The 14,165-nt window shown below is 68.0% G+C and carries 17 protein-coding genes; 10 read left to right on the top strand and 7 right to left on the bottom strand.

Translation table 11 applies throughout. The features are described 5' to 3' along the window. The first annotated feature begins 19 nt into the window (after window positions 1-19). Together GVV86_RS13250 and GVV86_RS13245 are read left to right on the top strand one after the other, a co-directional pair. Complete coding sequence (locus GVV86_RS13250) at window positions 20-757, top strand: beta-ketoacyl-ACP reductase (protein WP_159616387.1); 738 nt, start codon at window positions 20-22, stop codon at window positions 755-757. 97 nt (window positions 758-854) lie between these two features. Beyond that, window positions 855-1,604, top strand: a complete 750-nt coding sequence (locus GVV86_RS13245) for an SDR family oxidoreductase (RefSeq protein ID WP_159801270.1) — start codon at window positions 855-857, stop codon at window positions 1,602-1,604. A gap of 91 nt (window positions 1,605-1,695) precedes the next feature. Here the strand turns inward: GVV86_RS13245 and GVV86_RS13240 are convergent, their stop codons facing one another. After that, window positions 1,696-3,057 carry a DUF2254 domain-containing protein gene (locus tag GVV86_RS13240; RefSeq protein ID WP_159801272.1) on the bottom strand — a complete coding sequence of 454 codons (1,362 nt, stop codon included), beginning with the start codon at window positions 3,055-3,057 and terminating at the stop codon, window positions 1,696-1,698. 257 nt (window positions 3,058-3,314) lie between these two features. After that, a complete protein-coding gene (locus GVV86_RS13235) occupies window positions 3,315-3,905 on the bottom strand; it encodes a hypothetical protein (RefSeq protein ID WP_159801274.1) in 591 nt (196 codons plus the stop codon). A 263-nt stretch (window positions 3,906-4,168) separates the two neighbouring features. Between GVV86_RS13235 and GVV86_RS13230 the strand changes: the two genes are divergently transcribed. The 4 genes from GVV86_RS13230 (at window position 4,169) to GVV86_RS13215 (ending at window position 6,264) form a co-directional block, all read left to right on the top strand. Next, window positions 4,169-4,690 carry a hypothetical protein gene (locus GVV86_RS13230; RefSeq protein ID WP_159616395.1) on the top strand — a complete coding sequence of 174 codons (522 nt, stop codon included), beginning with the start codon at window positions 4,169-4,171 and terminating at the stop codon, window positions 4,688-4,690. Between the two features lie 72 nt (window positions 4,691-4,762). Next, window positions 4,763-5,116 (top strand): hypothetical protein, encoded by a 354-nt coding sequence (locus GVV86_RS13225; RefSeq protein WP_159801276.1) that lies wholly within the window; start codon window positions 4,763-4,765, stop codon window positions 5,114-5,116. Between the two features lie 34 nt (window positions 5,117-5,150). After that, the gene (locus GVV86_RS13220; protein WP_159801278.1) at window positions 5,151-5,372 is read left to right on the top strand and encodes a DUF2238 domain-containing protein; all 222 of its coding nucleotides are present in this window, start codon (window positions 5,151-5,153) and stop codon (window positions 5,370-5,372) included. Window positions 5,373-5,937: 565 nt separating this feature from the next. Next, entirely contained in the window at window positions 5,938-6,264 is a 327-nt protein-coding gene (locus tag GVV86_RS13215) for a hypothetical protein (protein ID WP_159616399.1), read from the top strand. On the opposite strand, the gene GVV86_RS13210 is transcribed toward GVV86_RS13215, so the two are convergent. The 5 genes from GVV86_RS13210 to serB all read right to left on the bottom strand — a co-directional run bounded on the left by GVV86_RS13210 (window position 6,254) and on the right by serB (window position 10,967). Continuing rightward, window positions 6,254-7,030, bottom strand: a complete 777-nt coding sequence (locus GVV86_RS13210; protein WP_159616401.1) for a hypothetical protein — start codon at window positions 7,028-7,030, stop codon at window positions 6,254-6,256. The genes GVV86_RS13215 and GVV86_RS13210 overlap by 11 nt on opposite strands. Then, window positions 7,027-7,776, bottom strand: a complete 750-nt coding sequence (locus tag GVV86_RS13205; RefSeq protein ID WP_159616403.1) for a hypothetical protein — start codon at window positions 7,774-7,776, stop codon at window positions 7,027-7,029. The genes GVV86_RS13210 and GVV86_RS13205 overlap by 4 nt, the downstream gene beginning before the upstream one ends. Beyond that, window positions 7,773-8,300 carry a DUF421 domain-containing protein gene (locus GVV86_RS13200; protein WP_159616405.1) on the bottom strand — a complete coding sequence of 176 codons (528 nt, stop codon included), beginning with the start codon at window positions 8,298-8,300 and terminating at the stop codon, window positions 7,773-7,775. The genes GVV86_RS13205 and GVV86_RS13200 overlap by 4 nt, the downstream gene beginning before the upstream one ends. A 164-nt stretch (window positions 8,301-8,464) precedes the next feature. After that, on the bottom strand, window positions 8,465-9,967 hold the full coding sequence (locus tag GVV86_RS13195) for an MFS transporter (RefSeq protein WP_159801280.1): 1,503 nt from the start codon (window positions 9,965-9,967) through the stop codon (window positions 8,465-8,467). 97 nt (window positions 9,968-10,064) lie between these two features. Further along, on the bottom strand, window positions 10,065-10,967 hold the full coding sequence (serB, locus tag GVV86_RS13190; protein ID WP_159616409.1) for a phosphoserine phosphatase SerB: 903 nt from the start codon (window positions 10,965-10,967) through the stop codon (window positions 10,065-10,067). Between the two features lie 114 nt (window positions 10,968-11,081). Between serB and GVV86_RS13185 the strand changes: the two genes are divergently transcribed. The 4 genes from GVV86_RS13185 (at window position 11,082) to GVV86_RS13170 (ending at window position 14,074) form a co-directional block, all read left to right on the top strand. Further along, window positions 11,082-11,870 carry an ABC transporter ATP-binding protein gene (locus tag GVV86_RS13185; protein WP_159616411.1) on the top strand — a complete coding sequence of 263 codons (789 nt, stop codon included), beginning with the start codon at window positions 11,082-11,084 and terminating at the stop codon, window positions 11,868-11,870. Between the two features lie 48 nt (window positions 11,871-11,918). Continuing rightward, the gene (locus tag GVV86_RS13180) at window positions 11,919-12,731 is read left to right on the top strand and encodes a TrmH family RNA methyltransferase (RefSeq protein ID WP_159616413.1); all 813 of its coding nucleotides are present in this window, start codon (window positions 11,919-11,921) and stop codon (window positions 12,729-12,731) included. A gap of 60 nt (window positions 12,732-12,791) precedes the next feature. Then, window positions 12,792-13,736: a hypothetical protein gene (locus GVV86_RS13175; protein WP_159616415.1), complete on the top strand. Its 945-nt coding sequence runs from the start codon at window positions 12,792-12,794 to the stop codon at window positions 13,734-13,736. Between the two features lie 83 nt (window positions 13,737-13,819). Then, window positions 13,820-14,074: a type B 50S ribosomal protein L31 gene (locus tag GVV86_RS13170; RefSeq protein WP_120168169.1), complete on the top strand. Its 255-nt coding sequence runs from the start codon at window positions 13,820-13,822 to the stop codon at window positions 14,072-14,074. Window positions 14,075-14,165 lie beyond the last annotated feature (91 nt).

Raw genomic sequence — 14,165 nt, 5'->3', positions numbered from 1 at the left:
CGAGAAGCGGAGGATCCCTGTGCAGGAAACAAGTCGCAGCGATGAAGACAGGCCCGGACGCAGCGTCCTCGTCACGGGTGGGAACCGGGGCATCGGGCTTGCCATCGCGAATGCGTTCCTTGCCAACGGGGACAAGGTGGCGATCACCTACCGCAGCGGCGAGGTGCCGGAGGGACTGCTGGGCGTGAAGGCCGACGTGACGAGTGAGGAGCAGCTCGACGCGGCGTTCACCGAGGTCGAGGCCGCCCACGGGCCCGTCGAGGTGCTCGTCGCCAACGCCGGCATCACCCGCGACACGCTGCTGCTGCGCATGAGCGAAACCGACTTCACCGACGTCATTGATACAAACCTCACCGGTGCATTCCGGGTGATCAAGCGCGCCTCCAAGGGAATGATCCGGCTGCGCCGCGGGCGCGTCATCCTGATCTCCTCTGTGACCGGTCTTTACGGCGCCCCCGGCCAGATCAACTACTCCGCCTCCAAGGCCGGGCTGGTCGGCATTGCCCGCTCGCTTACCCGCGAACTGGGCTCCCGCGGCATCACCGCGAACGTCATCGCCCCGGGATTCATCGACACCGACATGACGGCGGAGCTTCCCGAGGACACCCGCAAGAGCTATCTGGCCACCATCCCCGCCGGGCGCTTCGCGTCCCCGGACGAGGTGGCCAAGGTGGTGCGCTGGGTCGCCAGCGAGGAGGCAGGCTACATCTCCGGCGCCGTCATCCCGGTCGACGGCGGCCTCGGCATGGGCCACTAGGCCCCATCAGCATTCCGGCGGCAGCGTCCGCTGCCGCCGCACCGGAAACGCGAAGTCACGATGCGTGGGAACCAGCCCGCGCCAAGAAGGAGTAGTCATGGGTGCATTGGACGGCATTGGAGCAATCGTCACCGGATCATCACGGGGCATCGGGGCCGATGTGGCCCAGCTGCTCGCCGCCGAAGGCGCGGCCGTCGTGGTGAACTACCGGCAGAAGGCCCCCCGGGCCAACAAGGTGGTCGCCGGGATCGAGGGTGCCGGCGGCCGGGCCGTCGCAGTCGGCGCCGACCTGACCACTTCCGAGGGCCCGGCCGCACTGGTCGCCGCCGCGGTGAGCAGCTTCGGAGGACTTGGCCTGCTGGTGCTGAATGCGTCGGGAGGCATGGAGAGCGGTGTCGGCGAGGACTATGCGCTGAAGCTCAACCGGGATGCCCAGGTCAATATGCTCAAGGCCGCCGCGGAGGTCATGCCCGCCGGCTCCCGCGTGGTGTTTGTCACCAGCCATCAGGCGCACTTCATCGACACCGTGCCCACCATGGACGCCTACGAGCCGGTGGCCCGCAGCAAGCGCGCCGGTGAGGACGCCCTGCGCGACCTCATCCCGATGCTCGAGGAGAAGGGTATACGCCTTGTCATCGTCTCCGGCGACATGATCGAGGGCACGGTGACCGCAACCCTGCTGGACCGCGCGGCCCCCGGTGCGATCGAGGCGCGGCGCAGCGAAGCAGGCAAGCTGTACTCAGTGGCGGAGTTCGCTTCGGAAATCGTGAAGATGGTCACCGCCGACGTGCCGACCGGCCACACCGAACTGGTCGGGGGAGCGCGCGGCTTCGTGCCGCAGGGCTGACGATGCGGCGGGCTGCGCGCCCTACCCTGGCCGCTGCGCCTTCGCCGTCCAGGTCAGTCGGTACTACGGTGAAAGAGCCGTGTACGGGATCTCAGCGGTCCATCGTGGGTCCCGCGGGCCACACCCCTGCTGTGGCCGCTTCGACGGTGCCGCAGCACTCCTCCAGCCGCTTCCGCTCGTAGTCGCTTAAGCCGGAATCGGCCAGGGCGGCGCGGGTCCGGGAGAGCTGGTGGAGCACAGCGTCGAGGTGCCGCCCGGATGTGTCGGTCCAGGCGATTTCCCGGAGCATCTGGACCGTGCGCTCCGCGGTCCGGGGGTCGGTCATGCCATAGGTGAGCAGCTGTCCCATGGCTTGGTCCAACAGGGAGGGGAAGCCTGGGTATGTCAACCTCACCCGGGGCGTGCCGTCCTCGTCCTGCAGGGTCTTGGGGCCGGCATTCCGCGATACCAGCGAGCACAGAACCGCGGAGATGTGGGCCACGGCGTGAACGGCCGTCGTCGGATCGTTGACCCCCGGGGAGAGCGCGCGGCTGGCGACGTCGAGCAGCTGCTGGAGCCCGAATCCGGCATCCTGTACGGACGTGCGCTCAAAGCCTGTCCTGAGGGCGGCGTTCAGCTTCTTTTCCACGGTTTCCCGCACTGCCGGATCAATGGCCGTCCCGTCGGGGTCCCAGGCCCTCGCGCAGGGGATTCCGACGATGAGGGAGCTGCCCGGGGCGGCGTCCACGGAGATGAGGACCCCCGTATCGGTTGCGGCACTCAACGCCCGGTCCTCATCGATTCCCGTCAAAAACCCGGATGAACTGCTGACCAGAACCACGCCGTGCGGTCTCCCAGCGAATCCGCTGTCCGGCCGGGGCTGGTCATCCTCGGGGAAGATCCGGGCGATGGCCACGTTGGCCTCCGCGTGGACGTCCCGCAGCATGGTTTCAACCCGAATCTGCCGTGACAGGTGCGCCAGGAAAAGGACGAGGGCGATGACGCTGGCCACGGCAAGAACGAAGGCGAACGTTACGGAGATCTCGGGGACGAATCCGGGGTCCGTCGAGGTCTCCGCCCTGATACTGCGAAGAACGGTCAGCGCGAACACCAGCGTGGCGAGAAACAGGGCCAGCGTGTTGTGGACGAACCGGTCGCGGGTGAAGGTGCGCAGCAGGCGGGGAGAGAACTGGCTGCTGGCCAGCTGCAGCGTCACCACCGTGAGCGAGAAGGTCAGCGACGTGACCGTGACCAGCGACCCCGCGATGGTTTCCATGAGCGATCTGGCCGCCTCGGGACCTCCGCTGAACAGCAGACCCGACAACAGCGGTGCAACCCGGTCCTGGATGGCACGGTCAAGGAGTGGCAGTAGCTGACCCAGGATGAGGGCCACGAACAGCGCCAGCAGGGGAATGGGCCAGAGTTGGGTGCGGAGCGAATCCCGGAGGGTGCTCCGGGAGACCTGCCCGCTCACTGCTGCCCACTCCGGGTCCGGGGGCGGGCTCCTGGGTCTTCCTCGGTGCACGTCATGCCAGAAGACTAACCGCTCCCAGGCATCAGCCGTAACGGGATCTCCGGGTCGCCGGTGCGGAAGGCGGCGTCTTCCATTCCGGGGTTCGCGCCGATGTCCCCGGCGGGCCTGCCTGTCGCACCTTGCGGGTCAACATGCACCGATCCGCTCGGTGCGGAGGATCAGAACGACGCGCGCCGCTGCCCCCTGTTCAGCTGGTGTCAGCGCTTCGGCGGCGCCGCGTTCTTCGGTCTGGTCAGGAGAGCGGCAAGACCCGCGGCCACAGCCGCGGCGAAAAGAACGAATTTCAGGATGGTGAACGTCGACGCGGCGGCAACGGCGCCGGGCCCCAGAGACTCCGCCGCGAAGACCGCCTCGAGGAGCAGATTTTCAGTGATGTCGACCACGACGTAGACCACCGGGACGGGCAGCAGAAACCACCGGATTTTCCTGCCGCGGGTGATGGTGGAGATCAGAAGCATGACAGTGGCCGCAAAGACGACCGGGAACAGGACATCCCAAAGGTAGTGGGATGCTCCGTAGCGCTCGTACAGTTCGTCGGTCATGCGTGACTGCACGCGGGTGATGTAGTCGCTGTCGTACCCGGTCAACAGGGTATCGGGCATGGCCAGGCCGCCCGTTGCGCGCTGCAGGGAGGCGAGTTGCAGGCCGTTGATGGCCGCCAGAACGGCGCTCACGACGACGCCGGCAATGATCAGCAGGGCTGCTCTCCCCGGTCTTCTCGCCGCGGGCGATCCGGATCCGGCGGGTGCACGCCTGCTCCGCCGGGGCTGATGTGGGTTCGATGCCATCGACCCATTATGTACACCATCTCGGCGGCTTGAACCTCACAATCCGGTAAACGCCCCGGCTGGGCCGGTCCACCTCGGGCGTCGGTCCGGTATACGTTGCGCCACAACCCGGTCTCGCGCCCCGTCTCGAGGTCACAGACCCATGAAGCCGGTTGGGGACCGGAAGCGGTGCTGCCTAGGTTGTTTGGACGGCGCGGGGAACCAACCACAATGCGGACCGGATGCGCTGCCGGCCCCAGCGATATGGAGGAGTCATGGAATCGATGACCAGGAAACGATGGGCGATGCGGGCTGCTGCGATGTCGATGCTGCCGATTACCGCACTGGGGCTCGTGGGTTGCGACAGCACCGCGGGCACCGAGGAGGGCGCCGATGTGGAAGACATCGTGGACGAGGAGGCCGATGGCACCGAGGCGCCGGGTGGAGTCGAACCCTACAACGGGGTCTATGACAGCACGTTCTTCGACGATCGGGAGAGTTATGTCGGGGAGGAAGTGACCCTGTCCGCAGATGTGAACGAGGTGATGTCTCCGATGTCATTCACCATCGCCGGCACCGACGACACCACCGTCGAGGCTCTGCTGGTTGTGCATGACATGGAACTGCCCGAGGTGGCCCCGGAACTGACGGTCAGCGTCACAGGGGTCGTCCGTGAGGCGTTTGACCTTCCAACAGTCGAGGAGGAAATGGGAATCGACCTTGATGATGAGGCATTCGAAGATTGGGACGGTGAACCCTACGTCGAGGCCAAGAGCGTCGATACCGCTGTCCCCGCCGACAGCTGACCGTCAACTGGATGCGCGGCCCCGTCCGGAGCGCCGGACGGGGCCGCGCCGAACAACGGGAAGGGACACACCATGGCAGAGAGTACGCCGACAGCGGCCCGATCATGGCATCACGGCACCCGCCGGGCCGCCGACGTCGTCAGACTGCTCGCTGCACTCAGCATCAGCGTGTGCGCGGCCGGGATGGGGCTGCCCGACACACTGGGCTTTGCCATCGTGTTTCTTGGGTTGCTCGTTCCACGGATCACCCGCCTGCCCGGTCCCTTCGATTTCGGTTTTTGCCTGAATATTTTCGTGGCGACCTGGAGCGGGATCGCCGGGCTCTATCGGGCCATCTCCTGGTGGGATCTTCATTACGGCCGGAGCAACGGCGGCGGCACTGTTCCTTGTGCAGGCCCGCACGGGTCTGACCCCGGGCACCGCTGATGGGCAGGTGCTTCGCGGCCGTTCCATCGCAGCCATGACCTTGGCCCTGGGACTTTCCGCTGCGGTTGTCTGGGAGTTCTTCGAATGGGCGGCGAATGCCTATTTCACCGAGGAGATCCACGTCGGATACAACGACACCATGGCCGACCTCGCGGTCGGAGGTCTCGGAGCGCTTCTGGCAGGCGTTGCATTGGTCGGCTGGAAATCCGCCAGAACGGGCCGGCCGGTCGAACGCCTCCAGGCGCCAACCGGGTGACCTCGCCCGCCGCGCCGGACTCGCTGCCCTAGCCCCAAACACGGCCCAGGACGCCCGGACCGACGGTCGGCCCCGCCCGGATCACGGACGGAACTGATGATACGGGCAGGCGGCGACCGGAAGGCTGTGGAGGTTCCGGTGCCCGATGGCACTCCGCTCCGCCCCTCGGGGCCCGCACCACAGCTTGGTGACGTTCCGGTCACAGCTGGGTCGCAGGGACCGGTCCCGGGTAACGATGGAATAGACCAGGGGTCCCACGCACCGGATGCTTGCCGAGGCTGGGAGAAGAGCGGCGCCATCCTCCCGCAGACGCCGCCGGCTACCGCCGCAGTTAGGCGGGGCCGCTCGGTCCGCCCCCGCGCCGGGAGCGCAGCGATAACCGGCGGGCACCGCGCCGGACGCAGGCGGACAAACCGAGGCCTATGAGGTGGCCCCGACATAAGCAGATAAGCGGCAGGCACTGCCCAGAACACGCAACAGATCCGACGATTGTGCTCCTCGGAAACCCGGGGGCAGAGGAGTTGGGACTGGAAGCATAAACATTTTCGGCAGGATCCGTGAGGGAATGCAGGTTTTCGATCGGGCGGGCGAACGGGTCGGTGTGGTGAGGTCCGTGGAGCTTGGACGCGACCGCGTACCGTCATCGCAGATGGAGGCCGGCGGAGGCGGCAGGGTATCGGGGCTGCGCGGAGCGTTCGCTACCCCTGTCGCCGACCTGCCGATGGCATGCCGCGACCGCCTGCTCCACGACGGTTTCATCCGCATCGACTGCGACCGTTCCAGCACGGATTTCTTCGAGTCCTTCGATGCGGTGGACCGGGTGGCAGGCAGCATCGTGCGCCTGGCTGTGCGGCACCACCAGGACAGCGCGCGTTCCCCCGCTATTCGCTGAGCGCGGTGATGACCGTGAGGAGGACTGCGTAAAGCACGAGGCCCACGGCGAACCAGGCGAAGCTTGAGTTTCGGTTGGAGGGCAGTTCTTCCTTGAAGACGTTCAGCAGCACCGACCCGGCAAGGAAGGAGGTCAGCAACGCCACGACCAGGGTGCTGGTCGGCGCAAACAGGGCCGAGAGCACCCATCCCGCCAGCAGGGACCCGGCCAGCAGGATGCGGCCGGTTGACCTGAAGCGCCGCGGGTAGTGCTCCTCCAGGCCGCGGTCCGTCAGGATGAAGTGAAGACCCATCGCGACCGTGAAGAGAACGGCGAACAGGACTCCGGTGCGCACCCGCAGCGCCATGGTGTACGTGATGAGCACGTTGTACGCCATGAAGGACGCAAGGTGGAGCCAGTAGACTCCCGCGGAGCCGGAGTCTGTCCCACCGCTGCGGTCCCCGGCGCGTGCGGCCATGCGCTCGAGCCCGTAGAACAGTGTGAATCCGGTGAGCGCGACAACGAAGATGCCCAGGTCGAGCAGGGGAGTGACGGTGAGGGAATCCTCCAAAGCCTCTCCGATGGCATTGCTGCCCTCGGCCACCTCGGGCAGCAGGTGCAGGAAGACATAGGCGACGGCGAGGCCTCCCGCGAAGGAGCCGGTGTACCGCTCGGGAACGAGCGGCAGCTTGCGGATATGCGGGGCGCCCAGGTGCAGCGCCGCGAGGAGCACGGCGATCAGGAGTGCGCCCACCACACTCTGTGCCACGGTCGGTTGCACGCTCACCCTTCCCGCCGGGGGCGCGCCCGGTGTCCGGCCTCATCCGCCACCGGTGCCTCCGGGGCCCGGGCCCGGTCCTGGTCCCGTAGGAAGAAAGCCCCAAGGGATCCGGCAAGGGTCGCGAACACGGCCACCGAGTAGACCGCCAGCAGCACCTGAAGAATGCGGGCAAATGGATCCGTCGGGGTCAGTCCGCTCCCGGTGATGGTGGCCATCGCGGCTTCGAAAAGCGCCTCGGTGTAGGAGGTGTGGGAACCGGTTGCGTAGAGCAGCTGGCTGGCGGCGAGGATCACGACGGCGGTCACGGCCGCGAGCCAGCCGATCCGGCTCGAGAGCAGTCGACCCGCCGACCGGGACCCCCGGATTCCCGCGGACAGGATCCCTCCGAAGCGGGCAAACCGCGCGATCCGGACGATCCGGAGGACCTGGAGCGCACGGAAGAACCGCAGGAACGGCACGAGCAGGAAGACAAGCTGCCACCAGTTCTTCGCCCAAAACGCCCTGCTGAAGCCGCCAAGATAGGCCCGCAGCAGGAATTCCGCGACGAAAACGGCCCAGAACACCCAACCGGCAATGCTGAAGGCCAGGACCACGGCCGGGTCCTCGGCGAGGAGTTGCCCAAGGACCACGAAGAGGAAGATCACGCCGAGGATCCCCATGGGTTTATCCAGCCGGCGGGCGAGGACCTCCGCGCTGCGGAGTCTGTCGGACGCCGCCGGAGCGGTGCCGGGCCCGGCGGCGGGCCCCGTCACGGCGATTCTTCCCCGAAACGGTTGGCCACACCATCCAGGGCCGACCCGCTGCCGGCCTTGGCTTGGGCGATCACGCTGATCGTCCCATTCGTCTCGAGCACGACGGCGGCGATGCTGGAGAGGTCCCCGAACCCGCTGCCGCGCACCGCCTGCAGCACCTCGGACTCTGTCAGCCGGTTTCGACGCAGCTGGCTGTGCTGAAGCTTTCCGTCGATGACAAGGGCAACCGGTTGCGCGGTGACGAAGGAGCGCGCCCGGGGCCAGTGCGCCGATACCCAGGCGACGACCAGTTGAAGTGCCGCGAGCAGTGCCAGGGCCGTGACCCCCTCCAGGAAGGCGACGTCTGAACTGAGCAGGATCGTGGCAAGCGTCGACCCGAACGCAACGGTGACGATGAAGTCAAAGGCATTCAATTGCCCCAGCGTGCGCTTGCCCGAGGCCCGCAGCACTAGCACCAGGGCGGCATAGGAAACCGAGCCGATGAGCAGCACCCTCAGAATCTGCGCCCATGAGTCAAACCACATTCAGGACCCCCTCCAGAGCCGTCCAACTAGCGATCGAGGCTATCAGGTCCCCCTGTCGCGGATCCCTGATGGTGCGGCGGACCACCGCCGACTCCATCGACAGTACGGGGGGTGCAGCTGTGCGACCAGCGGGTGACCGGCTGGCCGGGCTCCCGGACTGCGCCTCACCGCGGGGACGTCGGAGCGGCGCTGGCGGCGCTCTTGGCCTCCGCCGCGGTCTTCGCATACGATGCCGAGACGCGGCGGTACACGGGCGTCAGGAAGGCGAGCAGGGCGGCGAGAATCAGGATGATTCCGGCCACCAAGAACACCAGGGCGATGCCGCGGGAGGTGCCCTCTCCCAGCAGCGGAGCCAGTTGGGCGGCGCCCTCGTCGGAGCGTGCATACGGGATGATCCAGAACTGCGCGATCGGGGCGATGAGGAACGCGGTGATAGGGGCTGCCGCGGACTCGAACGCCATGGCAAACCCAAACACCCGCCCCTGCCGCTGCAGGGGCACCACCTGCTGGATGACCGTCTGCTCGGCAGCCTCGACGAAGGGCACGAGCACCAGGTAGAGCCAGATGCCGGCGATGTACAGCCACGCCCACTCCCGCAGCGTAAACACCGCGCCGAGGACCCCCATCAGGATCACCGCGAGGAGCATGGTGCGCAGCGGGTTGGCTCCCAGCCCGAACCTGCCAATCAGCGCGCCGCCCACGATGAACCCGGTGGCACCGAGCGCGAAGAAGGTGCCCCACAGCTCCACGGGGAAAAGCTCAAGCCCATAGGGATCCATCAGGGCCAGGTAGACGCCGCCGACGAAATTGTTGAAGGTTGAGAACAGGATCAGCGCGAACAGCCCCGACACGGCGAGCACAGCGGCCAGTGAGCCGCGGAAATCGAAGCCGCCGTGGGCGTCCGTCGCTGCCGCGCGCACCTCCTCGGGCATGCTCAGCGTCAGCAGGTGCGCGAAAGCCAGCGCCGTGAACACCAGGGCGACGACGATCGTCCAGCCCATACCCAGCAGCCCCACCGACAGCCCGGACAGCACCGAGGTGACGATGAACATCAGGCCCTGCACCATGCCTACCAGCCCGTTGGCATTGGCCCGCCGGTCCGGCTCGATGAGGATGGTGACCGTCGTGGAGAGGGCGATGTTGCGCAGGTTCTCCACCACCGCGCCGATCAGGATAATCAGGGTGAAGACCCAGAACCATGGCCGGGTCAGGTCAAGCAGCGCGGGTGTGGGCGCCAGGGCGAACATGATCCCGGACAGCACGAACATGACGAGGGTGAAGCCCGCGGCGAAGCGCATCACGGCCAGCTTGCGGTAGCGGTCCACGTAGGTGCCGAAGCTGATGCTGGAGAGGGCGATGAGCAGCATGTACGCCCCACCCACCACACCGGTGGCGATCACGTTGCGCGTCTCCAGGTACACCCAGAACGTCAGCGCGAACCACAGGTAACTGGTGGTGATATTGGCGAGGGCAGTGTTGATCAGGATCCCGGCGAAGGTGCGGGACCGCTCCGCCGGGGTGCGCAGGGAGGTGTCGATGGCGTCGCTGTCCGCAGGCGGCGGCGCCGCATCCGCCCCGTCCAGCGTCGGAGGGACGGCTGCGTCCACGCGCGTGCCGTCGAGGGGATCCGCAGCGGCCCGGGGCTGGGCCGGTTCGTGCCCGGTCATGCGTCCCAGTGTAGTGACCGGCACCGACACTGTCGCTGCGCCGGCTGGACCTGTTACGCGCCGCTGGGGATCCCAGGGAACGGTGCCGGTGCGGGCCTTAGATCCCCGCGAAGTTCCGCACAATGTCGAGGTAGGGCAGATCGACGGAGGCGTCCGCGGCTGCCCGCACGGCGGGCTTCGCGTTGAACGCCACCCCGAGCCCGGCGGCGCCGAGCATGTCGAGGTCGTTCGCTCCGTCGCCGACCGCGATGGTCCGCTCAAGCGGAATGCCGGCGTCCTGCGCCCACCGCCGCAGGGAGCGCTCCTTTTCCGCCCGGTCGATGACCCGGCCCGACACCCGACCGGTGAGGAGGCCGTCGCGGATCTCCAGCACGTTCGCCTTGGCGTGGGTCAGGCGCAGGCGCGCCGCCAGCGGGTCGAGGATCTGGCTGAACCCGCCGGAGACCACCGCCACAAGGTGGCCTGCCCCGAGGAACGCTTCCGCCATCACCTCGGCACCCTCGCTCAGCTCGATCTGGGCGCCGACCTTGTCCAGAACCGCCTCGGGCAGTCCTGCCAGGACGGCGACCCGGGCATGAAGGCTCTGGGCGAAGTCGATTTCACCGCGCATCGCGGCTTCCGTGACGGCGGCGACCTCCGCCTCGCGGCCCGCAAAGGCGGCCAGCAGTTCGATGACCTCCTGCTTGATCAGCGTCGAGTCGACGTCGAGCACCAGCAACGTGCGCCCCGGGCCGAAAACCGCACCGGGAACCACCGCGGTCCCGACCGGCCGCACCGGCGCTCCGGCGGCGGCATCGCCCGCTCCCGGCAGGACCGCACGCAGGTCCGCCACCGGACCGGTGTACTCCACCGTGAGCGTCCGCACCCGGTACCGGGAGTCACCGCCGTCACTGGCCGCCAGGATCCTCGCGCCGGCGGCGCGGACGGCGTCCTCGACGGCCAGGAAGCCCGCCTCGGAATCGTTCAAACCGTAGCTGACGACTCGGAACGGCGCGGTCATTAAACCTCCAGGGATGCAGGGGTGCCCAGTGGGTCGGGACGGGTGCCACGGGCGGGGCCGGACGGCGGTGCTGGTTTCGCCAACTACCCCGGTCTTAGCCTAGTGTCTAGTGCTATGAGTGACGTTCTTGAATTGGCCGGGGTGAGCCTCGTTCGGAGTGGAAAAACGCTGCTGAACAGCGTCGACTGGCAGGTCAAGGAGGGCGAACGCTGGGTCATCATGGGCCCCAACGGAGCCGGAAAAACGACACTCCTCCAGATCGCCGGAGCGCGCCTGCACCCCACCACGGGCGTGGCAGGGATCCTCGACGAAGTGATGGGCGCCGTCGACGTCTTCGACCTGCGCCCCCGGATCGGACTCGCCTCGGCGGCCCTGGCCGCGCAGATCCCCGAGCACGAAACGGTCCTCAACGTCGTTGTCACCGCCTCCTATGGTGTGACGGGCCGCTGGCGTGAGCAGTACGAGAAGCTCGACGAGCGCCGTGCCTTCCGGCTGCTCCACACCTGGGGCATGTCGACCTTCCTGAACCGCCCCTTCGCCTCGCTCAGCGAAGGCGAACGCAAGCGGGTGCAGATCGCTCGAGCGCTGATGACAGATCCCGAACTGCTGCTGCTGGACGAGCCGGCCGCCGGTCTCGACCTCGCCGGGCGTGAGGACCTCATCCGCCGGCTGACCGAACTCGCCCAGGATGAGGAGGCCCCCGCCACAGTGCTGGTCACCCACCACCTCGAGGAGGTTCCTCCCGGGTTCACCCACGCGATGCTGATGCGAGACGGCGGGATCGTCGCCGCCGGACCGCTCGAGGACGTCCTCACCGAGGAACATCTCTCCGAGGCGTTCGGCCTGCCGCTGAAGGTCAGCCGCGCCGACGGCCGCTACAGTGCTGTCGCCCGCACCGCGTAGGCCGGAGGCCGGGGCGCAGCACCGCACGGCTCCGCCGGGAGCGGGCGCGTGGGCCTGATCCGGCTCGAGGGCCCGGGGGACCCGCGCACCACGGACTACCGCAACCTCACCGACACCCAGCTCCGCCGCCGTGTTGAGCCCGCCAACGGCCTGTACATCGCCGAGAGCTCCAAGGTGCTGCGGCGCGCCATCGATGCCGGACACTCACCGCGGTCCTTCTTCCTCGCCGAGAAGTGGCTGCCGGGCCTTTCGGACGTCCTCGACCGGTTCCCGGAGGTTCCGGCGTTCATCGGCGACGAGGCCACGCTCGAGGAGATCACCGGTTTCCACCTCCACCGGGGGGCCCTGGCCGCCATGAACCGCCCGGCCCCGAGGACCCTCGACGAGGTCCTCGCCGGGGCCCGCAGGGTGGCGGTGCTCGAGGACATTGTGGACCACACCAACCTCGGGGCGCTGTTCCGGTCCGCCGCGGCGCTGGGCATCGACGCGGTCCTCATCAGCCCCCGGTGCACCGACCCGCTCTACCGCCGGGCCATCCGCGTAAGCATGGGCAGCGTCTTCCAGGTGCCCTGGGTCCGCCTCACGGACTGGCCAGGGCAGCTCGCGGCCCTCCGGGAGGCGGGGTTCACCGTCGGGGCGCTGGCGCTGGGGCCCGATTCGGTGCCCGTCCAGGACGTCGGAACGGCCGGACACGAGCGGCTGGCGCTGGTCCTTGGAACCGAGGGCGAGGGCCTTTCCGCCGGTGCCCTCGCCGAGGCCGACCTGTCGCTTCAGATCCCCATGCACGCCGGAGTGGATTCGCTCAACGTGGCCGCAGCGGCCGCCGTCGCCTTCTGGGAGTGCCGCTACCGCACCCCCTAGCGGGGAAGGCGCGGGAAAACGGCAGTAGCGGGCGCCGATACCCGATGCAACACTGGGAGGGTGACCGCTCCATCGGCCCGCTTCAAGGCTCCCGGCGCACGGACCGTCCCCGTGGCCGCGGCGCTCCTCTTGGGCGCGGCCGTCGCGCTGAGCGGATGCGGCCGGCTCGCCGAACAGATCGACGCAGCGGAATCCTCTCCGCTGACCGCCCCCGCCCCCCTGGCGACCGCGCCGGTCAAGACCCCATCGCCCGCACCCGTGGCCACCGCACCAGCACCTTCCGCGGCCCCGAAGCCCACGCCGGCGCCGACGAAGGCCCCCGAGCTGTCCCTGACCCAGAGCCAGCAGTCCCTGCCGGCCGAGGTGGTGAAGGCCTGCGGTGCCCTGCTCACCGGCACGCTCCCGGAACGGCTGCCCGCCGCGGAGGCGGGTGCCTGCGTCGAAGCGTCGATGCGCGCCGGCACCGGAGCGCAGCAGACCCTGTCGACCCGCGCCACCGGCCTTCCCGCCGGAGAGCACACCTCGGTGCTGAGCACGGCGCCCGAGTTCGGCCTGCATCTGCGCAACGGGGAGCACGGGGTGGAGATTATCGTCAGCGGCGGCGAGGGGTACCTGCTCACGCCGGAGGGAGGAACACCGGCCGACGCCGAGGGCGGGCCGGAGGAGCGCTTCGCCGCGGTCCTGGTGGAGGCGGCCTCCGCCACGGCCGACCCGGCCGCCGTCGGCGCCCTGTTGGCGGACTCCGGAGAGTTCCTGGTGACACCGCGCAGCGAACGGGACGGCATGCTCTATACCCGGCTGTCGGCGGTGTCCGGGCCCGAACTGCAGGGCGTCAAGATGGCCACCCTCGACATAGAGCTCGACGAACTGATGCGCCCGGCGCACCTGAGTATCAGCGGGTTCGAACATGAGATCCTCAGCTCGGTGGAGGTCGGATTCTCCGACTGGGGCATGCCCCAGGCCATTACGGCCCCCGCTTTAGCGCAGCTGGGCGGATTGCGCTAGGATTACTAGCTGGTCCCGAAGGACCGTTTCCGCTTTCAATCCCAGTGCCTGGCAAAATCCAGGCAACCAGAGAAGGTATTCCTGTGAAGTCTGATATCCACCCCCAGTACCACGCCGTCGTTTTCCGCGACCTCGCCTCCGACAAGTCGTTCCTGACGAAGTCGACGGCCACGTCCAAGAAGACCATCGAATGGGAAGACGGAAACACCTACCCGCTGATCGAGGTGGAAATCTCCTCGGAGTCCCACCCGTTCTACACCGGCAAGCAGCGGATCATGGACTCCGCCGGCCGCGTGGAGCGCTTCAACGCCCGCTTCAAGGGTTTCGGCAAGAAGTAGTCCCGGCTCTTCTCAGCACCTCAGTTTCGACAGTGAAGCCACGCGCGCACGACGCCGTGGCTTCACTGCGTTAAGCCAACCAAGCAGGAGG

It is taken from the genome of Arthrobacter zhaoguopingii, from assembly GCF_009828595.1.
Taxonomy (GTDB): domain Bacteria; phylum Actinomycetota; class Actinomycetes; order Actinomycetales; family Micrococcaceae; genus Arthrobacter_D; species Arthrobacter_D zhaoguopingii.
The sequence above is the reverse complement of the archived record's forward strand: the minus strand, read 5'-3'. Positions and strand labels throughout refer to the sequence as shown.